The organism is Streptomyces sp. NPDC029292, from assembly GCF_055569295.1.
On sequence record NZ_JBVHXR010000003.1, the window covers coordinates 373957 to 396973 of the forward strand.

Consider the following 23017-nt stretch of genomic DNA (forward strand, 5'->3'; position numbering starts at 1 on the left):
AGATCGCCAGGGTGGCGGAGGCCCTCAGGGTGGATTGCATAAACGTGCAGCGAAACGTATAGTCATGCCATCCAAGAGGAGGGTTCCATGACGGTACGTGCGGCAGTGGCGGGAGCGAGTGGGTACGCGGGTGGGGAACTGCTGCGTCTGCTCCTGGTGCACCCCGAGATCGAGATCGGCGCTCTGACCGGAAACTCCAACGCGGGCCAGCGCCTGGGTGCGCTGCAGCCGCATCTGCTGCCGCTCGCGGACCGAGTCCTCCAGGAGACCACCCCCGACGTGCTCGAGGGCCACGACGTCGTGTTCCTCGCGCTGCCCCACGGGCAGTCCGCAGCCGTCGCCGAGCAGCTCGGCCCGGACGTCCTCGTCGTCGACATGGGCGCCGACTTCCGGCTGAAGGACCCGGCCGACTGGGAGAAGTTCTACGGCTCCGCGCACGCCGGGACCTGGCCGTACGGCCTCCCCGAACTGCCGGGTGCTCGCGCCGCGCTGGAGGGGTCCAAGCGCATCGCGGTGCCCGGTTGCTACCCGACGGCCGCCTCCCTCGCGCTCTTCCCGGCGTACGCGGCCGGGCTGGCGGAGAACGAGGCCGTGATCGTCGCCGCGTCCGGGACGTCCGGCGCGGGCAAGGCGGCCAAGCCGCACCTGCTCGGCAGCGAGGTCATGGGCTCCATGTCCCCGTACGGCGTCGGCGGCGTCCACCGGCACACCCCCGAGATGATCCAGAACCTCGGCGCGGCCGCCGGTGAGCCCGTCACCGTCTCCTTCACACCGACCCTCGCCCCGATGCCCCGCGGCATCCTCGCCACCTGCAGCGCCAAGGCGAAGGCCGGGGTCACCGCCGAGTCGGTGCGGGCCGCGTACGAGAAGGCGTTCGCCGACGAGCCGTTCGTGCACCTGCTGCCCGAGGGGCAGTGGCCCGCCACGGCGTCCGTCTACGGTTCCAACGCCGTTCAGGTCCAGGTCGCGTACGACGCCGCCGCGCACCGCATCATCGCGATCAGCGCCATCGACAACCTCACCAAGGGCACCGCGGGCGGTGCCGTCCAGAGCATGAACATCGCCCTCGGGCTCCCCGAGGAGCTGGGTCTTTCCACGATCGGAGTCGCACCGTGAGCTGGGGGTACCGCCCAGCGGTAGCTGGGGGAGCACGTGCAGCCACCGGGCCGCAGACAACTACGAAGGCCGCACCTCTGCGCTGCACGGGCGGAGAAGCGAACAAGGAGATGCAGTGAGTGTCACGGCAGCAAAGGGATTCACGGCGTCCGGGATCGCCGCCGGAATCAAGGCGAACGGCAACCCGGACCTGGCCCTCGTGGTCAACAACGGACCCCGCCTCGCCGCCGCGGGCGTCTTCACCTCCAACCGTGTGAAGGCCGCGCCGGTGCTGTGGTCGGAGCAGGTCCTCAAGAGCGGCGAGTTGACCGCCGTCGTCCTCAACTCCGGTGGCGCCAACGCCTGTACGGGGCCGAAGGGCTTCCAGGACACCCACGCCACCGCGGAGAAGGTCGCCGCGTCCCTCAACAGCGCGGGGCTCGACGAGACCGGTGGTCACGCGCCCGGCATGATCGCCGTGTGCTCGACCGGCCTCATCGGCGTACTCCTGCCGATGGACAAGCTGCTGCCGGGAGTCGACAAGGCGGTCGCCCAGCTCAGCCCGCACGGGGGCGAGAAGGCCGCCATCGCCATCAAGACCACCGACACCGTCCACAAGACGTCCGTCGTGACGAAGAACGGCTGGACCGTCGGCGGTATGGCCAAGGGCGCGGGCATGCTCGCGCCGGGCCTGGCCACCATGCTCGTGGTGCTGACCACGGACGCCGACCTCGACAGCGAGACCCTGGACAAGGCGCTGCGCGCGGCCACGAAGACCACCTTCGACCGCGTCGACTCCGACGGCTGCATGTCGACCAACGACACCGTGCTGCTGCTCGCCTCCGGCGCCTCCGAAGTCACCCCGGAATACCAGGAGTTCGCCGAGGCCGTACGGACGGTCTGCGACGACCTCGGTCAGCAGCTCATCCGGGACGCCGAGGGCGCCAGCAAGGACATCAAGGTCGAGGTGATCAACGCCGCGACCGAGGACGACGCCGTCGAGGTGGGCCGCTCCATCGCCCGCAACAACCTCCTCAAGTGCGCCATCCACGGCGAGGACCCCAACTGGGGCCGTGTCCTGTCCGCCATCGGTACGACCCGGGCGGCCTTCGAGCCCGACCAGCTGAACGTCGCCATCAACGGCGTCTGGGTCTGCAAGAACGGCGGCGTCGGCGAGGACCGCGAGCTCGTCGACATGCGCTACCGCGAGGTCCACATCGTCGCCGACCTCGCCGCGGGCGGCGAGACGGCCACGATCTGGACCAACGACCTCACCGCGGACTACGTCCACGAGAACAGCGCGTACTCGTCATGAGCACTACTCGTAAGCACACCGCGCTGCCCAAGGCCCAGATCCTCATCGAGGCGCTGCCCTGGCTGACCCGGCACCGTGGCAAGACGGTCGTCATCAAGTTCGGCGGCAACGCCATGATCGACGAGGAGCTGAAGGCCGCCTTCGCCCAGGACATCGTGTTCCTGCACCACGCCGGCCTCAAGCCCGTCGTCGTGCACGGCGGCGGCCCACAGATCAGTGCCGCCCTCGACAAGCACGGCATCGTCAGCGAGTTCAAGGCCGGTCTGCGCGTCACGACCGAGGACGCCATGGACGTCGTACGCATGGTTCTCGCCGGACAGGTGCAGCGTGAACTGGTCGGGTTGCTCAACCAGCACGGACCGCTCGCCATCGGCATGACCGGCGAGGACGCGCACACCATCACCGCCACCAAGCACCAGCCCGAGATCGACGGCGAGCTGGTCGACATCGGGCGGGTCGGCGAGATCACCGAAATCGACACGGGCGCCATCGAGGCACTGCTCTCCGACGGCCGGATCCCGGTGGTCTCCTCGATCGCCCGCTCCCAGGACGACGGACATGTCTACAACGTCAATGCTGATACGGCGGCTGCGGCACTCGCTGCGGCACTTGGCGCCGAAACCCTCATGGTCCTCACGGACGTCGAGGGCCTCTACGAGGACTGGCCCAACAGCGACGAGGTGATCAGCCGCCTCACCGCCTCCGAGCTCGAGAAGCTGCTGCCCGAACTGGCCAGCGGCATGGTGCCGAAGATGGAGGGCTGTCTGCACGCCGTACGCAACGGCGTCACCACGGCCCGCGTCATCGACGGCCGGGTCCAGCACTCGATCCTGCTGGAGATCTTCACCGACGAGGGGATCGGCACGATGGTCGTGCCGGACGAGGAAGAGGGGGATGCCGTATGACCGCCAATGAGGAACTGACCCAGCGGTGGCAGGGCGCGCTCATGGACAACTACGGCACCCCGCGCCTGCCGCTCGTCCGCGGTGCGGGCACCAAGCTGTGGGACGCCGACGGCACGCAGTACCTCGACTTCGTCGGCGGAATCGCGGTCAACGCGCTCGGGCACGCCCACCCCGCCATCGTCGAGGCCGTCAGCAAGCAGATCGCATCCCTGGGCCATGTCTCCAACCTCTTCGTCGCCGAGCCGCCCGTCGCGCTCGCCGAACGGCTGCTCCAGCTCTTCGGGCGCGAGGGCCGGGTGTACTTCTGCAACTCCGGGGCCGAGGCCAACGAGGGCGCTTTCAAGATCGGCCGGCTGACCGGCCGGGGGCACATGGTCGCCACCACGGGCGGCTTCCACGGCCGCACCATGGGCGCGCTCGCGCTCACCGGCCAGTCCGGCAAGCAGGAGCCCTTCCTGCCACTGCCCGGCGAGGTGACGCATGTCCCGTACGGCGACGCGCAGGCCCTGGCCGCGGCGGTCACCGAGGACACGGCCCTCGTCATCATCGAGCCGATCCAGGGCGAGAACGGCGTGGTGGTGCCCCCGGCCGGTTACCTCAAGGCCGCCCGTGCCATCACCGCCGCCACCGGATCCCTCCTCGTCCTCGACGAGGTGCAGACCGGAATCGGCCGCACCGGACACTGGTTCGAGTACCAGGCGCACGAGGGTGTCCTGCCGGACATCGTCACGCTCGCCAAGGGCCTCGGTGGCGGACTGCCGCTCGGCGCCACCGTCGCCTTCGGCCGCGCCGCCGAGCTGCTGAAGCCGGGCCACCACGGCACGACCTTCGGCGGCAACCCGGTCGTCTGCGCCGCCGGACTCGCCGTACTCGACACGATCGCGTCCGAGGGCCTCCTGGAGAACGTGAAGTCCGCGAGCGAGAAGCTGCGGGACGGAATCGAGGGCGCCGGCGGCAGTTCTCGTCACCCGTTGATCGACCATGTCCGGGGTGCGGGCCTGCTCCTGGGTATCGTGCTCACCGAGCCGCTCGCGCCCCAGGTGCAGCAGGCGGCTCAGGACGCCGGTTTCCTGGTGAACGCGCCCGCCCCCGATGTCGTACGGCTGATGCCGCCGCTGAACCTCGGCGACGACGAAGTGGACGCGTTCCTCCGGGCCCTTCCCGGCGTCCTCGACGCAGCCAACGGGGATGGATGATCCTGAGAAATGGGACGACGATGAGTCAGGCGCAGGACCACGAGCATGCCGGGCCTGCCGTGCCGCAGACCCGTACCGCACGCCACCGCCGGATCGTGGACATCCTCAACCGGCAACCGGTGCGCTCCCAGAGCCAGTTGGCGAAGCTCCTCGCCGACGACGGGCTGAGCGTCACCCAGGCGACGCTCTCCCGGGACCTGGACGAGCTGAACGCGGTGAAGATCCGCAACAACGACGGCGACCTCATCTACGCGGTACCGAGCGAGGGCGGCTTCCGCACGCCGCGCGCGCCGCTGGGCGAGTCGGCGAAGGAGGAGCGGATGCGGCGGCTCTCCGCGGAGCTGCTGATCTCCGCGGAGGCGTCCGCGAATCTCGTGGTCCTGCGCACCCCTCCGGGGGCCGCGCAGTTCCTCGCCTCGGCCATTGACCAGGCGGAGCTGCACGACATCCTCGGCACCATCGCCGGTGACGACACGTTGCTGCTGATCAGCCGCAATCCGACGGGTGGGCAGGCGCTGGCCGATCACTTGCTGCGGTTGGCTCAGAACAATCATTGAGGTGTACGACGGTGGAGGCGCACCCCGGGTCGGGGTGCGCCTCCTTTCCGTGCGGGCCGGCGGTGGCTGGTCGCGCCCACGCGGCGGAGTCGCATATGTGACCCGGCCCCGCGGCCCTTGCCGGGGCGTTTCAGTCAGCCCAGGCGTTGAGCCAGGCCCCCTGTGCATCTGACCTCGTCGCCCGCCGTGATGAGCAGGGCCTCGATGTCCGGGAGGGACTCCAGCCAGTCCAGGGCCTGGCGTGAGCCCATCGCGAAAGCGGCGGTCGCCCAGGCGTCCACCCAGGTCAGGCGGGGGCCCACCACGGTCACGGCGACCAGGTCGGTCACCGCGGACAGGCCGGTGCGCGGATCGATGATGTGGGCGCCGCGCTCGGCGGTGCCGGAGGTGGCCACCGCGAGCTCGTCGGCACCGGCGGCGGAGACCACGGCCGCGAGCGACCCGGGCCGCAGCGGGTCCGACACGCCGACCCGCCACGGGCGGTGCGATCCGGGCACACCGTACAACTGGACGTCACCGCCGCCGTTCACGCTCACCCCGCTCGCCCCGGCCGCGGCGATGTGCCGGGCCGCGCGCTCGGTCGCCCAGCCCTTCACGATCCCCGTCGGGTCGAGCCGGCCCTCGTACCTCGTGCTGAACCAGCCCTCACTCAGACGCTCCGCCTCGGCGCCCAGACCGAGTACCTCGGCGACCTCCGGATCGCACTGCTCGACGCTCAGCTCTCCGCGGGCGAGCCGTGAGAGCTGGCTGTCCTCGCGGTAGGTGCTGAACACCTCGTCCACACGGTGGAGTTGGGCGACCGCCTCCTCCAAGGCCGGCTGGACGGCATCGGGCTCCCCTCCTCGTACGTCGAAGGAGAAGACCGTGCCCATGACCTCCTCGGCGTGGCGCAGCGCGGGCGGCGCCTCCGCGGACTCAGCCACCGGCCTTGTCCAGGGCCGACTGGAGGGACTGCTTGTATCCGCCGCTGGTGTAGGTGGCACCGGAGACGGCGTCGATGTTCGCACTCCCGGCCGCGACCGCTTCCTGGTTGAGTTTGGGCACGGCCAGGGCGGTCTTCTGGTCGCTGGTTCCGCCGCTGGGGGCCTGGACGGTCTCCGCCTTGGTGATCTTGCCGCCGTCCACCGTGATACGGACCTGGACGGGCCCGTACTGGGTCTGGACCACGTTTCCGGTGACGGTACGGGCCTGTGCGGCAGGGGCCTGGGGCGACGCGGACGACCCCGAGGATCCCGACGTACCGCTGCCGCCGGTCGTGGCCTTGGCCTTGTCCAGGGCCGACTGGAGGGACTGCTTGTACCCGCCGCTCGTGTAGGTCGCCCCCGAGACCGCGTCGACGTCCGCGCTCTGCGCGGCGACGGCTTCCTCGTTGAGCTTGGGGATGGCCAGGGCGGTCTTCTGGTCGCTGGTTCCGCCCTTGGGCGCCTGGACGGCCTCCGCTTTGGTGATCTTGCCGCCGCTCATGGTGAGCCGTACCTGGACGGGCCCGTACTGGGTCTGGGCGACGTTTCCGGTGACGGTCTGCGAGTTCGTCTGCGACGCGCCGCCGCCCTGGGGCGACTCCTGCCCGGCCGCCGTCTGCTGGGGTGCCGCTCCGCCCTGCGCCGACGCGGCGGCCGGATCGGACGCCGGTTTCAGCGACAGCAGCAGGACGATCCCGGACACGGTGGCGGCGGTGGCGAGCATGACGCGCCGAATGGGGTGGCTCTTCTTCATCGCTCCTGACTCCCGTCGCTCACATCTCGAACGACTCGTGATGGATGCGGCGGGCGGGGACCCCCGCGCCGCGCAGTGCTTCGTACACCTGCTGGGCGAAGCCGGGCGGCCCGCACAGGAAGACGTCGTGGCGCTCGATGTCCGGCAGTTTGCGGCGCAGGGTGTCCGGCGAGATGTCCGGGCGCTCCCCGTCGGGGCTGTTCACCGCGTACATCAGGCGGGCCCCGCGCTCCTTGGAGATGACCGCCAGCTCGTCCCACAGGGCCAGGTCCTGGGTGCTGTTGGCCCGGTAGAGCAGCGTCAGGTCGCCGGACGCGCCGGGCAGCGTCTCGAACAGCGCCCGCATCGGCGTGATGCCGACGCCGCCCGCCACCAGCAGCACCTTGCCGCGGCTGCGCTTGGCCGCCGTCAGCGCCCCGTACGGGCCCTCGGCCCAGACCCGGGTGCCGGGCTCCAGGTCGCGTAGCGCGGCGCTGTGGTCGCCGATCGCCTTCACCGTGATGCGCAGCATGTTGGGGCGGGGCGCCGCCGACAGCGAGTACGGGTGGGAGCTGAGCCGCATGCCGGGCGCCAGGAAGCGCCAGCGGAAGAACTGCCCGGCCTCCGCGCCCATCCGGTGCAGCTTGCGCCCGCTGATCAGCACCGACACGATCCCGGGCGTCTCCTCGATCACCGCCTCGACCCGCATCCGGTGCTTCAGGTTCAGCCGGATCGGCGCGAGGATCCGGTACCAGAACACGAGCGCGGTCACCGTCCCGTACAGCCCGTACCAGACCGTCTTCGCGACGGGCTCGACGGCGAAGTCGTTTCCGGTGGACAGCTGGTGCCAGAACGTCAGGAACACGGCCGCGTAGGTGAGCAGATGGACGTGGTACCAGGTGTCGTACCCCATCCTGCGGCGCACCGGGCCCATGGAGAGCAGACCGATGAGCAGCAGCAGACCGGTGCCGATCGCCGCCTTGCCCATGTCCGGCAGCTGGTTGATCGAGTCGATGGTCTGCTGGACGATGTCGCCGAAGCTCCTGCCGGCCTGCAGCGCGTACCCGTACATCGTCAGGACGAGGTGGGCGAGGACCAGGCAGATCGTGTAGCGGCCGCTCATCGCGTGCCAGCGGGCGACCCGGTCGGAGCCCACCCGGCGCTCCAGGGCGGGCACCCGGGCCATCTGGAGCACCACGAGCGCCATCAGGTACCCGGCGAGCAGCCCGGTGATCCGGCCCGCGTTGAGGATCTTGCTGTTGTCGTCCGCGATGGACGGGGTGTTGTGCCACCACAGCCAGATGACCCCGGCCGCGCCCGCCCACACGGCGAGCAGCAGGGGGACGGCGGGGGAGCGGCGAGGGCGGATGCGGCGCATGGTCTGGCGCCGCGCGGCGCGGCCACCGGCGATCGTGGACACGGTTCCTCCGTGTTCGTCCGTGGGGACGGGGCAAGGGGAGTGGCCCCCTGGCCCAGAGATACGGTCCGCGACGCCTGTCTGTTCAGAGGCCCGCCGAGTCCAGTGCCGACTGGAGGGACTGGCGGTAACCGTCACTGGTGTACGTGGCACCGGAGACGGAGTCGATCTGCGCGCTCTGCGCGGTGAGCGCCTCACGCCTGAGCTGGGGGATCGCGTAGCTGTTGATCTCCTGGTCCTTCGGGTTCTCACTGGGATAGGTGACCGCGGTGACATCGGTGATCTTGCCGTTCTTCACCGTGACGCGCACCTGGACGGGGCCCCAGCGGGTCTGGACCGTCTCACCCGTGACGGTCTTGGTGCCCGTGCTCTTCGTGCTGCCGGAGGAGCTGCCGGAGGAGCTGCTGGGGGAGCTGCTGGCGGAGCTTCCCGGGGACTGAGACTGGGACTGTCCGGCGGGCGAGGACGCCTGCGCCACCGTCGGCGGCGTGTGCGGCTTCAGCGACAGCAGGAGGACGACACCGGTGACGGTACTGGCCGCCGCCAGCATCACGCGGCGCAGCGGACGGTTCTTCTTCAGCGCGTGCACAGCGGCCTCACAGCTCGAACGACTCGTGGTGGATACGGCGGTCGGGGACTCCTGCCGCGCGCAGCGCCCCGTACAGGTCCTGAGCCATGGCGGGCGGCCCGCACAGGTAGACGTCGTGCGCGGCGACATCGGGCACGGTCGCCCGCAGGGACTCGGCGGTGAACCGCGGGCGCGTCCCGTCGGCGCCGTTGACCGCGTACAGGACGCGCGCCCCGCGCCACTGCGCTATCGCCTCCAGCTCGGCGCCGAGCGCGAGATCCTCGGAGGTGCGCGCCCGGTAGAGGAGCGTCACGTCGCCGGGCCCGCCGGGCAGCGACTCGAAGAGGGCGCGCAGCGGTGTGATGCCGACGCCGCCCGCGATCAGCAGGACCTTCGGCGCGGTGCGCCGCTCGGCGGTCAGTGAGCCGTACGGGCCCTCCGCCCACACCCGGGTGCCGGGCCGCAGCAGCCCCACGGCGGCGCTGTGATCGCCGAGCGCCTTCACGGTGATCCGCATCCGGTCGGGCCGGGGCGGCGCCGACAGCGAGTACGGCGTGGAGGTCCACCGCATTCCCTCCGAGAGGAACCGCCAGCGGAAGAACTGCCCTGCCTGGGCGCCCAGCTCCTCCAGCCGCTCCCCTCGTACGACGATGGAGAAGATCCCGGGCGACTCCCGGTGCACGGACTCCACGCGCAGCTGGTGGCGCAGGTTGAGCCGCACCGGGGCGAGCACCCTGAACCACATGACCAGCGAGGCCGTGCCGAGGTAGAGCACGTACCAGGCGGTCTGCGCGGCGCTGTTGCCGACGAAGTCGGAGCCCAGCGCGAGCTGGTGGAAAAAGGTGAGGAACACGGCCACGTACGTGAGCAGGTGCACGTAGTACCAGAACTCGTGGCTGATCCGGCGGCGCGCCGCACGCGCCGAGGTGATCCCGACGGCGAAGAGGATGATCGTGCCGATCGTGGCCTTGAGCATGTCCGGATAGTCGAACACCACGCTCAGCGTCTCGTGCACGATGTCCGATCCGTCCTGGGCGGCGTACCCGAAGAGGATCAGCGTGACGTGCGCGACCAGCAGGCAGACCGTGTACCGGCCGGCCATGGCGTGCCAGCGGGCCACCCGGTCGGAGCCGATGCGCCGCTCCAGGAGCGGGACCCGGGCCATCAGTGCCACGAGCACCGCGCAGCTGTAGCCGCACAGCAGCCCGGTGATCCGCCCGGCATCGCTCAGCCATCCGGCGAGGCCCACCACCGACCGCGTGTCGTACCACCACAGGGCGACGACAGCGGCGGCTCCGGCCCAGAGCAGGGCCAGCAGGGGTCCTGCGGGCGAGGGCCGCGGCCGCCTGCGTCTGCGTGCCGGGCGTGGGAGAGCCGCCCGCTCGTACACCGTGGTCATATGTCCGTCCTTCCGGATGTCCGGGAGGAAACTGTGCGTCCGAAACTTCTGAGCAGCCTCTGAACGGGCGCGTTCTGAGCGGATCCACAGGAAACTGAGAGGGGCGCGGAGGGTCGACTCAGAGGAAACTCAGAGCTCACAGGAGGGGGTGCGGCCGTCGCGAGGGGCGATGCTGGAGAACGACATGAACACTCCCCGCTCCCGAGGCAATGGCCGGCCCGCGCTCACCCGCCCCGACGGCACCCCCGTACGCGTCCTCGTCGTCGACGACGACCCGGACCTCGCCGAGGTCCTCTCCGGCGCCCTGCGCTACGAGGGCTGGGAGGTGCGCACGGCGGGCGACGGTGCCTCGGCGGTCAGCGAGGCGCGCGAGCTGCTGCCCGACGCCGTCGTCCTCGACGTCATGCTTCCCGACACGGACGGCTTCGCCGTACTGCGTGACCTGCACACCGTGCAGCCCGACGTCTGCGTCCTCTTCCTCACCGCGCGGGACGCCGTCGAGGACCGCATCGCGGGCATCACCGCGGGCGGCGACGACTACGTCACGAAGCCGTTCAGCCTGGAGGAGGTCGTCGCCCGGCTGCGCGGACTGCTGCGCCGCGCGGGCATGGCCCGGCAGCTGGACGAGGGACCCCGGCTCACCGTAGGCGACCTCGTCATGGACGAGGAGGCCCGCGAGGTGACCCGCGGCGGCAAGCTGGTCGAGCTGTCGCCGACAGAGTTCGAGCTGCTGCGCTTCCTGATGCGCAATCCGCGCCGGGTGCTCAGCAAGGCGCAGATCCTCGACCGCGTGTGGTCGTACGACTTCGGTGGCCAGGCCCATGTAGTGGAGCTCTACATCTCGTATCTGCGCAAGAAGGTGGACGTGGGCCGCGAGCCGATGATCCACACGGTGCGGGGTGCCGGATATGTGCTCAAGCCGGTGGCGGGACGATGAGGCCGCGCCTGGCCCGGGTGAAGGTGGCCGTGCGCAAGCTGCGGCTGCCGCGCCTGCGCACGCTCCGGGCCCGGCTCACCGCGGGCCTCGTGGTGCTGCTCGCCGTCAGCTGCGCCGCCGTCGGGGTGGCCGCCGTGTACGAACTGGACAGCTTCCTCACCGGCCGCCTCGACCAGCAGCTGCACGATGTGGGGGTGCGCTACCCCGCGAGCTTGGAGCACGGCGGCGTGAAGCCGTCGGACCACGACGGCGCCGTGAAGCCGTCGGACGGCGACGGCGACGAACACGGCGACACACGCAAGCAGAGCACCGGGACGTTCGGCGCCCGGCTGGTAGGACGGGACGTCACCAACGCGGCGGTCGTACCCCCTGGCGACACCGCGACCGACCAGAACGTGCCGGTGACAGCCGCCGACAAGAACGCGCTGGCCGGAGTCCCGGTCGACGGCCGCGCCCACACCATCTGCATCTCGGCCCTGGGTGACTACCGCGTGCTGGCGTCGAAGGGGCTGGACGGCGACGTCCTGATCACCGGGCTGCCGATGGAACCGGTCCAGGCCGTCGTCCACCGCCTGGAACTGGTCGCCGCCTGTGTCTTCGGCGCGGCGCTCGCCGTCGCCGGAGTCGCCGGGGCCCTCTGGGTGCGCTGGTCGCTGCGCCCGCTGAGCCGGGTCGCCGCGACCGCGACCCGGGTCAGCGAACTCCCGCTCGCCAGCGGCGAGGTGGCCCTGCCTCCACGCGCGCCCGAGTCCGACCCGCGCAGCGAGGTGGGCCGGGTCGCCGGTGCCTTCAACCGGATGCTGGGCCATGTCGAGGACGCGCTGACCAAACGGCACGCGAGCGAGGAACGGCTGCGCAGCTTCGCCGCCGACGCCAGCCATGAGCTGCGCACCCCGGTGGCCTCGGTCCGCGGCCACGCGGAACTGGCGTTGCTGCATCCCGGCCCGGTGCCGCCCCAGGTGACCCGCGCTCTCGAACGCATCGCCGCCGAGTCGGCGCGGATGGGCGAGATGGTCGACGACCTTCTCCTCCTGGCCCGCCTCGACGCGGGGCGCCCGCTGGAGCAACTCCCCGTCGACCTCACCCACCTCGTCCTGGACTCGGTCACGGACGCGCGCGCCGCGGGCCCCGACCACCGCTGGACGCTGGAACTGCCGGAGGAGCCGGTGACGGTGACCGGCGACGCCCACCGACTCCAACAGGTGCTGGCCAACTTGTTGGCCAACGCGCGTTTGCACACACCCGCTGGCACCAAGGTCACAGTCTCCCTCACCAGGGACCGGACCGGCGCGGCACTGAAGGTGGCGGACGACGGCCCCGGAGTCCCCACGGAAGTCCAGCCCGGCGTCTTCGAACGCTTCACCCGGGCCGACCGCCGCCGCACCGAGGGCGCGGGCGGCGGCGCGGGCCTGGGCCTGTCGATCGTGGCAGCGGTGACCGAGGCCCACGGGGGAACGGTCGAGCTGGAGAGCCGCCCGGGGGCGACGACGTTCACGGTCCTACTGCCGACCGCCGCCGGCAGCGCCCAGTAAGGGGCGCGGGGCTGTGACGTATGCGGCTCGGCCGCGTGGGCGCGACCAGCCAAAGCCGACCCGCAGGCACAAGCAGACCCGCAGGCACAAGCCGACCTCACCTCCAGCGACGTTCAGTACCGCGTGATCGCGGTCGCTCCACTCCGCGTCCCGATCGCGATGTGGGGCGCACGCTTCGGATCCGCCCACGCCAGGAGCCGCCGCATCACATCCCCCGGCACCGACACGCAACCAGCCGTTGGCCCACGCCCGTTGACATGCAAAAAGATGCCGGCGCCCCGCCCCCGCACCGGCCGCTCGTAGTTGAACCCGATGACAAAGGCGTACGCGTACTGCGTCGCGTACGCGATCAGATGCTCGGACTCGGCGGCGCGACAGTCCGCGGGCCGGGGCTCGGTCCACCGGTTGTAGGAGCGGGAAGCGTTGTCCTGGCACCACCAGGAGTCCTGGCGCACCCGGCGGTACGGAGCCGTGGTCCCGCCGGGCGCGGCCTTGATCCCGAACGCGTACGGAAGGTCGTACAGCCCGGTGGGCGTCTTGTTCGTGCCCTGCTTGCGCGACCCGCCCTCGACCAGCCCCTTCGCCCCGAAGCGCGCCGTCGCCGAACCGGTCTTCACCCAGCGCCCGTCGCGCCGGTCCCACCAGGTGAGCGTGCCCGAGGTCGCATCCTCGCGGGGCGCTTCAGCCGTGATCAGCTGGCTGCCGCCACCTGTGTCGGCCATCCGCTCGGGGAGGGCGGGAGGGTCGCTCGGGGCGAGGCCGAGGACGAGCAGGGACACGGACGCGAGGGCGGCGGCTCCGAGGCGCATGGCTCAGACCGTACGGGGTGGCAGCGGCAACGGCAGCCCCGGTAGGCCATCCAGGCTCGTCGCCACGTGCTCCTTCTTCCTGAAGTACTCGCTCAGCGAGGCGTCGTCCGTTCCGTGGCCGCCCCGGCCGGTGCTCGGGGCGGCCACGGAGGCTGTCACTGGTTGAGGGTGCAGGTGGCGAGCGAGTCCAGGCCCTGTGGCTTGGCGGCGGTCCGGCCGATGGAGATGGCGATCCGGTCGATGGTGGAGATGCGCTTGTCCTTGAGGGGGCCGAGGATGGCGTTCTGGACGAAGTTGGGTCCGCCCTGGCCGACGGTGTTCGCCAGTCGCGTGTTGGCCTCGGCGATCTGGGTGTTCAGCAGCGCGAGATTGCGGTCCACCTCGGCCTGCGCGGACGCGGGGATCGCGGGCAGCTGCGACGCGACGTCCGGGCAGCTGATGGTGCCGGCGGCGCCGGAGCCGCTCGCGCTGCCCGTGTCCCCGGCCTGCGCGGTCGCCGTCGCGCTCGCGCTCGCCGTCGCGCTCGGCGTCGCGGCGGCGGCGCCCCCGGCGGAGTTCAGCGTGCACGGCGCGAGCGAGTCCAGGCCCTGCGGCTTGGCCGCCGTGCGCCCGATGGCCGTCGCGATGCGGTTGATGGTGGCGACCCGCTTGTCCTTGAGGGGGCCGAGGATGGCGTTCTGGACGAAGTTGGGCCCGCCTTGGCCGACCGTGTCGACGAGGCGCTTGTCGGCCTCCGCGATCTGGGTGTCCAGGAGCGTCAGGTTGCGGGTGACCTCGGCCTGCGCGGAGGCCGGGATGGCGGGCAGGCTCGGAGCGACGGCCGGGCAGTTCACCGTGCCTGGGGACGCGGCCTTCGTCGTGGCGTTCTGACCGCTGCTCTTGGACGTCTCCCCGGCCAAGGCGGAGCCGGCGATCACCGCCCCGGACAACACCACCGCGGCGGCGCCGCCGATCATCACTACGCGGCGCTTGTGGTACTTCGGAAGGGCCCTGGACATGCGGAAGCCTCACTCGGGTCGGGGGTGTGTTGTTCGTCTGCGTCGGGGGTTCTTCGTCGACAAACGCGGCGCCTGCGTTCAGCGAGAGATACGGGAAAGCGGTTTCCCGCGTTCACATCACGCCTGGGATTCCGATCCGGGGCGTTCAGGCGCGCCCGGGATCCCGATCCGGCGACCCCGAGATTGACGAATCATGCAGAGTCCTGCATACTCATGCATATCAGCGAATGCACTGTGAGGAGAAAACCCGTGACCGAGCGCGTCGTACTCGCCTATTCGGGCGGTCTGGACACCTCCGTCGCCATCGGCTGGATCGCCGAGGAGACGGGCGCCGAGGTCATCGCCGTTGCGGTCGACGTCGGCCAGGGCGGCGAGGACCTGGACGTCATCCGCAAGCGCGCGCTCGCCTGCGGTGCAGTCGAGGCCGAGGTCGCGGACGCCAAGGACGAGTTCGCCGAGGAGTACTGCCTCCCGGCGATCAAGGCCAACGCCCTCTACATGGACCGCTACCCGCTGGTCTCCGCCCTCTCCCGGCCGACCATCGTCAAGCACCTCGTCGCCGCCGCCCAGAAGCACGGCGCCACCACGGTCGCCCACGGCTGCACCGGCAAGGGCAACGACCAGGTGCGGTTCGAGGCCGGCATCGTCGCCCTCGCCCCCGACCTCAAGTGCATCGCCCCGGTCCGTGACTACGCGATGACCCGGGACAAGGCGATCGCCTTCTGCGAGGAGAAGCAGCTCCCGATCGCCACCACCAAGAAGTCCCCGTACTCCATCGACCAGAACGTCTTCGGACGCGCCGTCGAGACGGGCTTCCTGGAGGACATCTGGAACGCGCCGATCGAGGACATCTACGAGTACACCTCGAACCCGGCCGAGCCGCGCGAGGCCGACGAGGTCGTCATCTCCTTCAAGGAGGGCGTCCCGGTCGCCATCGACGGCAAGCCCGTCACCGTCCTCCAGGCCATCCAGCAGCTCAACGAGCGCGCGGGTGCCCAGGGCATCGGCCGGATCGACATGGTCGAGGACCGGCTCGTGGGCATCAAGTCCCGTGAGGTGTACGAGGCCCCGGGCGCCATCGCGCTCATCACGGCTCACCAGGAGCTGGAGAACGTCACCGTCGAGCGCGAACTCGCCCGCTACAAGCGGCAGGTCGAGCAGCGCTGGGGCGAACTGGTCTACGACGGCCAGTGGTTCTCCCCGCTCAAGCGCGCCCTGGACGGCTTCATCAACGAGGCCAACCAGCACGTCAACGGCGACATCCGGATGACCCTGCACGGCGGCCGTGCCGTCGTCACCGGCCGGCGCTCCGCGACGTCGCTCTACGACTTCAACCTGGCGACCTACGACACGGGCGACACGTTCGACCAGGCCGCGGCCAAGGGCTTCATCGACATCTACAGTCTGTCGTCGAAGATCGCCGCCAAGCGGGACCTGGCGTAAGCCGTACGCGACTTGGCGGGGCCGTGTCCGCCGCCGGGAAGCCTCCCACGCACTAGCCTGACAGCCGCCTCCTCACCCCATCGGTGGGGAGGCGGTCGCACATCCACCCACCCTCCGAGGAGCACAGCAAGTGAGCAGCAACAGCGGTGACGTACGGCTCTGGGGCGGCCGTTTCGCCGATGGTCCCGCCGAGGCCCTGGCCAAGCTGTCCGCGTCGGTCCACTTCGACTGGCGCCTCGCGCCGTACGACATCGCCGGATCACGTGCCCACGCGCGCGTGCTGCACAAGGCGAACCTCCTCACGGACGACGAGCTGACGCGGATGATCGCGGGCCTCGACCAGCTCGAAGCCGATGTCGCGGACGGGTCCTTCGTGGGCACCATCGCCGACGAGGACGTGCACACCGCCCTGGAGCGCGGACTGTTGGAGCGCCTCGGCCCCGACCTCGGCGGCAAGCTGCGCGCCGGCCGGTCCAGGAACGACCAGGTGGCGACCCTCTTCCGCATGTACCTGCGCGACCACGCCCGCATCATCGGCGGCCTGATCGCCGAGCTCCAGGACGCCCTGATCGGCCTCGCCGAGGCGCACCCGGACGTCGCGATGCCGGGCCGTACGCACCTCCAGCACGCTCAGCCGGTGCTCTTCGCCCACCACGTCCTCGCGCATGTCCAGTCCCTGTCCCGGGACGCCGAGCGGCTGCGCCAGTGGGACGAGCGGACGGCCGTGTCGCCGTACGGCTCGGGCGCGCTGGCCGGTTCGTCCCTGGGTCTCGACCCGGAGGCGGTCGCGAAGGACCTCGGCTTCGAGCACGGCTCCGTCGCGAACTCCATCGACGGCACGGCCTCCCGTGACTTCGTCGCCGAGTTCGCCTTCATCACCGCGATGATCGGCGTGAACCTCTCCCGGATCGCCGAAGAGGTCATCATCTGGAACACGAAGGAGTTCTCCTTCGTCACCCTTCACGACGCGTTCTCGACCGGCTCGTCGATCATGCCGCAGAAGAAGAACCCGGACATCGCCGAGCTGGCGCGCGGCAAGTCGGGCCGTCTGATCGGCAACCTGACGGGGCTCATGGCCACGCTGAAGGCCCTGCCCCTCGCGTACAACCGCGACCTCCAGGAGGACAAGGAGCCGGTCTTCGACTCCTGCGACCAGCTGGAGGTCCTGCTCCCCGCCTTCACCGGCATGATGGCCACGCTCACGGTCAACCGCGAGCGCATGGAGGAGCTGGCCCCGGCCGGCTTCTCGCTCGCCACCGACATCGCCGAGTGGCTGGTCAAGCAGGGCGTGCCATTCCGTGTCGCGCACGAGGTCGCGGGCGAGTGCGTGAAGGTGGCCGAGGCCGACGGCATCGAGCTGGACGGCCTGACCGACGAGCAGTTCGCGAAGATCTCCGCGCACCTGACCCCCGAGGTGCGGACCGTCCTCAACGTCCCCGGCGCCCTGGCCTCCCGCGACGGCCGTGGCGGTACGGCGCCCAGCGCGGTCGCCGTCCAGCTCGCCGAGGTCAGGACGGACGTGGCGGCCCAGCACGCTTGGGCCGCCGCGAAGCAGAAGAAGTAGCAGGTCGCGTACGGGAGCTGTGAGCCGTACGACAGAGGGCATCGCGGGTTACGTTGGTCCGGAGCCGTAACGGAGCCGACCGAACGGAGCCCGCGATGCCCTTCGCCCGCCTGGCCGCAGCGACGACTCCCACCGCCCACATCGGCCTCGGTCTGGCCGCCGTCGGCCGCCCCGGCTACATCAACCTCGGCCGCGAGGAAGACCTCCCGGCCGAACGCAGCGTCGACGCCCTGCGCGAGCGCACCCACGAGCTCCTCGAAGCCGCCTACGCCCAGGGCGTGCGCTACTTCGACGTCGCCCGGTCGTACGGCCGCTCCGAGGAGTTCCTCGCCGGCTGGCTCAACGGCCGGCCTGACATCGACGACGTCGTGGTCGGCAGCAAGTGGGGCTACACCTACACGGCGGACTGGCGCACCGACGCCGAGGCGCACGAGGTCAAGGACCACAGCGTCGGCACGTACGAGCGGCAGCGCGCCGAGACCGCGGAGCTGCTCGGCGACCGGCTCGACCTCTACCAGATCCACTCGGTGACCCCGGACAGCCCGGCCCTCACCGACAAGGAACTCCACGCCAAGCTCGCCGAAGCGGCCGCGCAAGGTCTCTCGATCGGCTTCTCCACCAGCGGGCCCGCCCAGGCCGAGGCCATCCGCGCCGCGCTCGCCGTGACGGTCGACGGCAAACCCCTCTTCCGTACCGTCCAGGCCACGTACAACGTGCTCGAGACCTCGGCCGCGCCCGCGCTCGCCGAGGCCCATGACGCGGGGCTCACGGTGATCGTCAAGGAGGGCATGGCCAACGGCCGGCTCGCGGATCCCTATGCGCCGGACGCGCTGAAGGCCATCGCCGCGGAGACCTCCCTGGGCTGCGACGCGGTGGCCCTCGCGCTGATCCTGCGGCAGCCCTGGGCCGGCGTCGTGCTCTCCGGCGCCGCCACCGCCAACCAGCTCGCCTCGAACCTGCACGCGGCGGTCGTCGACCTCGACGACGCGCAGGTGGCCCGGCTCGACGCCCTGGCCGAAGACCCCCGCGCGTACTGGGAGCGGCGCGGACAGCTGCCCTGGCACTGAGCACCCTGTCACGCCCTCGATGGTGAGACGCGTACGCCTCTGGTGAGACAAAGATGTCTCACGTGGTCTATGCTTGTCTCATGGCTGTCGACCGCGAACACGTGCTGCGCAGCGCAGCCGCCCTGCTCACCCGTAAATCCACCGCCACGATGGACGAGGTCGCCAAGGCGGCCGGAATCAGCCGGGCCACGCTGCACCGTCAGTTCGCCGGGCGGGACGCGCTCGTACGAGCCCTCGAAGGGCTCGGCATCGAGGAGTGCGAGGCGGCTCTGGAGGCCGCCCGCCTCGAGGAGGACACCGCTCAGGAGGCCCTGCGCCGCCTGGTGCGGGAGCTCGAGAAAGTCGCCGGGCTGCTCGCCTTCCTCTACACCGAGAACCAGCTTTTCGAGGGCGAGGGGCAGCACGAGGGCTGGGCCCGGCTCGACGCGCGGATGGCCGCCCTGTTCCGGCGCGGCCAGGACAGCGGCGAGTTCCGCATCGACCTGACCCCGGCCTGGCTCACCGAGGCGCTCTACGGGCTCATGGCCTCGGGGGCGTGGGCCGTGACCGAAGGCCGGGTCGCCACCAAGGACTTCCACTACATGATCGTCGAGCTGCTGCTCGGCGGCGCACTACGGAGAGAGGAATCATGACCAGCACCCTGCAGCCGGCGTACACGGCGGAGGCGGAGAGGCGTCCGGGCCGTTGGGCTGCGCTTACGGTGCTGATCCTCGCTGTGCTCCTTGTGGCCGTCGACGCGACCGTCCTCGGCCTGGCGACCCCTTACATCAGCGAGGACTTGAAGCCCTCCGGCACGCAGCTCCTGTGGATCGGTGACGTCTACTCCTTCGTCATCGCCGGTCTGCTGGTCTCCATGGGCAGCCTCGGCGACCGCATCGGCCGCAAGAAACTGCTGCTCGTGGGTGCCACGGCGTTCGGCCTGATATCCGTGCTCAACGCCTACGCGACGACACCCGAGTTGATGATCGTGGCGCGGGCGCTGCTCGGTGTCGCGGGCGCGACCCTGATGCCCGCCACGCTCGCCCTGATCCGCAACATCTTCCACGACCCGCGCGAGCGCAGCCTCGCCATCGGCATCTGGGGAGCAACCGCCTCGGCCGGTACGGCAGTCGGCCCGGTCGCCGGAGGCTTCCTGCTCGAACACTTCTGGTGGGGATCGGTCTTCCTCATCAACCTGCCGGTGATGGTGGTCCTCGTCCTCGTCGGCAGCAAGCTGCTGCCCGAGTCGCGCACCCCGAACCCCGGCCCGTGGGACCTGACCAGCGTCGGTCTCTCGCTCGTCGGCGTGATCGGTGTCGTGTACGCGGTGAAGGAGGTCGCCGCGCACGGGCTGACCTGGCAGCCGGTGGCCGTCGGTTTGCTCGGGGCCGCCGCTCTCCACTGGTTCGTGCGGCGCCAACTCACGCTTCCCGCACCGCTGTTGGACGTGCGACTGTTCCGCAACAGGGGCTTCTCCGGAGCCGTGCTCGCCGACCTGTTCACCGTCCTCGGTCTGTCCGGGCTGGTCTTCTTCCTCTCGCAGTACCTGCAACTCGTGCAGGGCAGGGGGCCGTTCGAGGCCGGGCTCGCCGAAGTCCCCGCAGCTGTGGGCGCGGTGGCGGCGGGTCTGGTCGCGGGCACGGTCGCCCGGCGGTTCTCGGTGCGTGCCGTGGTCTCCGCCGGTCTCGCCGCGGTCGGCCTGGCGCTCGCCGTGCTCACCCTGCTGAACCAGTCCACCGGCTATCCGCTGCTCGGCACCGCTCTGCTGGTCGTCGGCATCGGCGCGGGCTTCTCGTTCACCGTCACCGCCGACGTGATCCTGTCCAGCGTGCCCAAGGACCAGGCGGGCGCCGCCTCGGCGGTCTCGGAGACGGCCTACGAACTCGGTGCCGCCCTCGGCATCGCGCTGCTCGGCTCCATCGTGACCGGCGTCTACGCGGGCTTCACGGGCCCGGCGGGCACACCGGCCGCGGCGCACGAGTCGCTGGGCGGGGCGGTGGAGGCGGCGAAGGGTCTGCCCGCGCACACCTCCGAGACCATGTTGAGCGCGGCCCGCGAGTCCTTCGTGGACGGCCTCACGCTCGCGTCGGGCGGCGGCGCGGCGGTCCTGCTGGCGACGGCGGTGGCGGCGTGGTTCCTGCTGAGGAACCAGCGGCTGGAAGGCGGGCGCGAGGAGGCGCCCCGATAGGGCGTGGGTCTTTGTGACATCGTGCGGCTCCGCCGCGTGGGTGCGAGCAGTCACAAGCTACCCGCACCCGACAAACGTCCCCTTGGCTACGCGGCTTTCGCCTTCGTGGCGTACATGTCCACGTACTCCTGCCCCGACAGCCGCATGACCTCGGTCATCACGGAGTCGGTCACGGCCCGCAGGACGTAGCGGTCGCGGTCCATGCCCTCGTACCGCGAGAACTCCATGGCCTCGCCGAAGCGGACCGTGACGCGGCCGGGGCGCGGCATGCCGGCGCCGCCGGGCTGGATCTTGTCCGTGCCGATGATGGCGAACGGGACGACGGGCGCGCCGGTCATCAGGGCCAGCCGGGCGATACCCGTACGGCCCCGGTAGAGCCGGCCGTCGGGGGAGCGAGTGCCCTCCGGGTAGATGCTGAAGACCTTGCCCTCCTCCAGCACCCGGCGGCCGGTCATCAGCGCGGCGACACCGCCGCGGCCGCCGTCCCGGTCGACCGGGATCATGCCGCAGCCGGTGAAGAACCAGGCCATCAACCGGCCCTTGACGCCCTTGCCGGTGACGTACTCGTCCTTGCCGATGAAGAAGACCTGGCGGTCGCAGAAGAGCGGCATGATCATCGAGTCGATGAACGTGAGGTGGTTGCCGGCCAGGATGACCGGACCGTCGCCCGGGATGTGCTCCACGCCCTCCACCCGTGGGCGGAACATCAGGCGCATGATCGGTCCGAGCACTGCCTTGATGAGCGCGAAGCGGGACAACGGGCCCTCCGGTGTCAAGGGATTCGGTATGAGTCTGTGCAGGTGAGGACGATACTCGCGGCTCCCCGGTGATTGCACATCGGGTTCACCGACTGGATACGCACTGTTGACGCACGTTTACCTGCGGTGGCGCGCCGGTGAGCGGCCGACACGCGGACGACACGATGTGACGGACATCGCGTGTCGCGCTCCCCTGACGGGCCGGCGCGCCGCTGACGGTCGCCTACCCGCCCTCGGCCGTCCGAAGCCGACGGACCGTCAAGTCTTATGTCCCGCACGACATCCAGGGGCACCCGCGTGTTCTGCCGCAGGTCTCCCTCCCGTCACACAAGGGCACCTACGATCGTCCCGCTTTGGCAGTCGGGGGCACTACGGCGGGAGGAGCGCTCATGGGGGCGCAGGAGTCGAACGGACAGGAGCGGGGCACGGCGCGGCGGGCGCTGCTCGGGGCCGCGGTGCTCGGCGCGGGCGGAGCGGTCCTCGGACTGCCCGGCGTGGCGAGAGCCGACGAGCGGCACGGGGACGGCGGCTACCGGAGCCTGCCGAAACCTACTGTTATCGGACACCGCGGGGCCAGCGGCTACCGGCCGGAGCACACCTTCGGCTCGTACCAGCTGGCCCTCGATCTGGGCGCGGACGTCATCGAGGCGGGCGACCTGGTGCCCACCAAGGACGGCCACCTCGTATGCCGCCACGAGCCCGAGATCGGCGGGACCACGGACGTCTCGGCGCACCCCGAGTTCGCCGACCGCAAGACCACCAAGACGCTCGACGGGGTCGCCACCACCGGCTGGTTCACCGAGGACTTCACGCTCGCCGAGCTGAAGACCCTGCGGGCCGTGGAGCGCATCCCTGCCAACCGCCCGCACAACACCCTCTACGACGGCCGCTGGGAGATTCCCACCTTCGAAGAGGTGCTCCGCTGGCAGGACGAGCAGACCCGTAAGCGCGGCAAGCAGGTCTGGATCTACCCCGAGACCAAGCACCCCACGTACTTCCGGGCGCTGGGCCTCGGCCTGGAGGAGCGTCTCGCCGCCGTGCTGCGCAAGCACGGCAAGGACAAAAAGAACTCGCCGGTCATCATCCAGTCCTTCGAGCCGAGCAGCATCCAGCGGCTCGACAAGCTCGTCGGCAACCCGCTGGTGGTGCTGCTGTCCGCCGCGAACACCCGCCCCTGGGACTTCGTCGCGTCGGGCGACCCGCGCACGGTCGCCGACCTCGTCACGCCCGCGGGCCTGAAGTGGATCGCCTCGTACGCGCAGGGCATCGGCCCCACGCTCGACCTGGTCATCCCGAAGGACGCGAGCGGCAACCTCACCACGCCGACCACGCTCGTCGGCGACGCGCACGCCGCGGGCCTGATCCTGCACCTGTACACCATGCGCAACGAGAACCCCTTCCTGCCCACGAGCTTCCGCAAGGGCACTGACCCGGACGCCTACGGGGACGCCTTCGGCGCCTTCAAGGTCTACTTCGAGACGGGCATCGACGGCGTCTTCTCCGACAACGCGGACACCGCGCTGCTCGCCCGCGCGGACTTCGTCAACGGATGACCCAGCCACCCCGATTGGGGTGACAGTCGGCCGCCCCGGCAA

Annotated in this window: 21 protein-coding genes and 1 pseudogene; 13 read left to right on the forward strand and 9 right to left on the reverse strand. The window is 70.7% G+C overall.

The features are described 5' to 3' along the window. Positions 1 to 87: 87 nt before the first annotated feature. The 5 genes from argC to ACZ4WS_RS09940 all read left to right on the forward strand — a co-directional run bounded on the left by argC (position 88) and on the right by ACZ4WS_RS09940 (position 5068). The gene (gene argC / locus ACZ4WS_RS09920; RefSeq protein ID WP_467978886.1) at positions 88 to 1116 is read left to right on the forward strand and encodes an N-acetyl-gamma-glutamyl-phosphate reductase; all 1029 of its coding nucleotides are present in this window, start codon (positions 88 to 90) and stop codon (positions 1114 to 1116) included. 115 nt (positions 1117 to 1231) lie between these two features. Further along, a complete protein-coding gene (gene argJ, locus ACZ4WS_RS09925) occupies positions 1232 to 2410 on the forward strand; it encodes a bifunctional glutamate N-acetyltransferase/amino-acid acetyltransferase ArgJ (protein WP_467978887.1) in 1179 nt (392 codons plus the stop codon). Beyond that, positions 2407 to 3315, forward strand: coding sequence for an acetylglutamate kinase (argB, locus tag ACZ4WS_RS09930; RefSeq protein WP_467978888.1), 909 nt, complete (start codon positions 2407 to 2409; stop codon positions 3313 to 3315). Before argJ ends, argB begins: the two co-directional genes overlap by 4 nt. Next, complete coding sequence (locus tag ACZ4WS_RS09935; RefSeq protein ID WP_467978890.1) at positions 3312 to 4511, forward strand: acetylornithine transaminase; 1200 nt, start codon at positions 3312 to 3314, stop codon at positions 4509 to 4511. Before argB ends, ACZ4WS_RS09935 begins: the two co-directional genes overlap by 4 nt. 20 nt (positions 4512 to 4531) lie before the next feature. Beyond that, positions 4532 to 5068, forward strand: coding sequence for an arginine repressor (locus tag ACZ4WS_RS09940; RefSeq protein ID WP_388868828.1), 537 nt, complete (start codon positions 4532 to 4534; stop codon positions 5066 to 5068). Between the two features lie 134 nt (positions 5069 to 5202). Here the strand turns inward: ACZ4WS_RS09940 and ACZ4WS_RS09945 are convergent, their stop codons facing one another. The 5 genes from ACZ4WS_RS09945 to ACZ4WS_RS09965 all read right to left on the reverse strand — a co-directional run bounded on the left by ACZ4WS_RS09945 (position 5203) and on the right by ACZ4WS_RS09965 (position 10147). Beyond that, entirely contained in the window at positions 5203 to 5940 is a 738-nt protein-coding gene (locus ACZ4WS_RS09945; RefSeq protein WP_467979265.1) for an FAD:protein FMN transferase, read from the reverse strand. A gap of 43 nt (positions 5941 to 5983) precedes the next feature. After that, positions 5984 to 6784, reverse strand: a complete 801-nt coding sequence (locus tag ACZ4WS_RS09950) for an FMN-binding protein (RefSeq protein WP_467978893.1) — start codon at positions 6782 to 6784, stop codon at positions 5984 to 5986. Positions 6785 to 6803: 19 nt separating this feature from the next. Continuing rightward, the gene (locus tag ACZ4WS_RS09955) at positions 6804 to 8141 is read right to left on the reverse strand and encodes a ferredoxin reductase family protein (protein WP_467979266.1); all 1338 of its coding nucleotides are present in this window, start codon (positions 8139 to 8141) and stop codon (positions 6804 to 6806) included. 124 nt (positions 8142 to 8265) lie between these two features. Next, positions 8266 to 8769 (reverse strand): FMN-binding protein, encoded by a 504-nt coding sequence (locus tag ACZ4WS_RS09960; protein ID WP_467978895.1) that lies wholly within the window; start codon positions 8767 to 8769, stop codon positions 8266 to 8268. Between the two features lie 7 nt (positions 8770 to 8776). Then, positions 8777 to 10147, reverse strand: a complete 1371-nt coding sequence (locus tag ACZ4WS_RS09965; RefSeq protein ID WP_467978896.1) for a ferredoxin reductase family protein — start codon at positions 10145 to 10147, stop codon at positions 8777 to 8779. A gap of 184 nt (positions 10148 to 10331) precedes the next feature. Here ACZ4WS_RS09965 and ACZ4WS_RS09970 point away from each other — a divergent pair, with 184 nt between their 5' ends. Both ACZ4WS_RS09970 and ACZ4WS_RS09975 read left to right on the forward strand, forming a co-directional pair. Continuing rightward, positions 10332 to 11084: a response regulator transcription factor gene (locus ACZ4WS_RS09970; protein ID WP_467978898.1), complete on the forward strand. Its 753-nt coding sequence runs from the start codon at positions 10332 to 10334 to the stop codon at positions 11082 to 11084. Next, the gene (locus tag ACZ4WS_RS09975; protein ID WP_467978900.1) at positions 11081 to 12616 is read left to right on the forward strand and encodes a HAMP domain-containing sensor histidine kinase; all 1536 of its coding nucleotides are present in this window, start codon (positions 11081 to 11083) and stop codon (positions 12614 to 12616) included. Before ACZ4WS_RS09970 ends, ACZ4WS_RS09975 begins: the two co-directional genes overlap by 4 nt. 113 nt (positions 12617 to 12729) lie before the next feature. Here the strand turns inward: ACZ4WS_RS09975 and ACZ4WS_RS09980 are convergent, their stop codons facing one another. The 3 genes and pseudogenes from ACZ4WS_RS09980 to ACZ4WS_RS09990 all read right to left on the reverse strand — a co-directional run bounded on the left by ACZ4WS_RS09980 (position 12730) and on the right by ACZ4WS_RS09990 (position 14423). Then, complete coding sequence (locus ACZ4WS_RS09980; protein ID WP_467978902.1) at positions 12730 to 13425, reverse strand: L,D-transpeptidase family protein; 696 nt, start codon at positions 13423 to 13425, stop codon at positions 12730 to 12732. 3 nt (positions 13426 to 13428) lie between these two features. Beyond that, positions 13429 to 13533, reverse strand: a pseudogene (locus tag ACZ4WS_RS09985) (pyridoxamine 5'-phosphate oxidase family protein); the annotation flags it as partial. 47 nt (positions 13534 to 13580) lie between these two features. Next, complete coding sequence (locus ACZ4WS_RS09990) at positions 13581 to 14423, reverse strand: hypothetical protein (protein WP_467978903.1); 843 nt, start codon at positions 14421 to 14423, stop codon at positions 13581 to 13583. Positions 14424 to 14672: 249 nt separating this feature from the next. On the opposite strand from ACZ4WS_RS09990, the gene ACZ4WS_RS09995 reads away from it, so the two are divergent. From ACZ4WS_RS09995 to ACZ4WS_RS10015, 5 genes are all read left to right on the forward strand, one after another. After that, positions 14673 to 15866 carry an argininosuccinate synthase gene (locus tag ACZ4WS_RS09995; protein WP_467978905.1) on the forward strand — a complete coding sequence of 398 codons (1194 nt, stop codon included), beginning with the start codon at positions 14673 to 14675 and terminating at the stop codon, positions 15864 to 15866. 130 nt (positions 15867 to 15996) lie between these two features. Beyond that, on the forward strand, positions 15997 to 17430 hold the full coding sequence (argH, locus tag ACZ4WS_RS10000; RefSeq protein WP_467978906.1) for an argininosuccinate lyase: 1434 nt from the start codon (positions 15997 to 15999) through the stop codon (positions 17428 to 17430). A gap of 95 nt (positions 17431 to 17525) precedes the next feature. Further along, positions 17526 to 18497 carry an aldo/keto reductase gene (locus ACZ4WS_RS10005; RefSeq protein WP_467978908.1) on the forward strand — a complete coding sequence of 324 codons (972 nt, stop codon included), beginning with the start codon at positions 17526 to 17528 and terminating at the stop codon, positions 18495 to 18497. 80 nt (positions 18498 to 18577) lie between these two features. Continuing rightward, positions 18578 to 19129 (forward strand): TetR/AcrR family transcriptional regulator, encoded by a 552-nt coding sequence (locus ACZ4WS_RS10010; RefSeq protein ID WP_467978910.1) that lies wholly within the window; start codon positions 18578 to 18580, stop codon positions 19127 to 19129. Next, entirely contained in the window at positions 19126 to 20664 is a 1539-nt protein-coding gene (locus tag ACZ4WS_RS10015; RefSeq protein WP_467978911.1) for an MFS transporter, read from the forward strand. Before ACZ4WS_RS10010 ends, ACZ4WS_RS10015 begins: the two co-directional genes overlap by 4 nt. 86 nt (positions 20665 to 20750) lie before the next feature. Here ACZ4WS_RS10015 and ACZ4WS_RS10020 read toward each other — a convergent pair whose 3' ends face one another. Continuing rightward, entirely contained in the window at positions 20751 to 21440 is a 690-nt protein-coding gene (locus ACZ4WS_RS10020; protein ID WP_467978913.1) for a lysophospholipid acyltransferase family protein, read from the reverse strand. 371 nt (positions 21441 to 21811) lie between these two features. On the opposite strand from ACZ4WS_RS10020, the gene ACZ4WS_RS10025 reads away from it, so the two are divergent. After that, positions 21812 to 22975 carry a glycerophosphodiester phosphodiesterase gene (locus ACZ4WS_RS10025; RefSeq protein WP_467978915.1) on the forward strand — a complete coding sequence of 388 codons (1164 nt, stop codon included), beginning with the start codon at positions 21812 to 21814 and terminating at the stop codon, positions 22973 to 22975. Positions 22976 to 23017 lie beyond the last annotated feature (42 nt).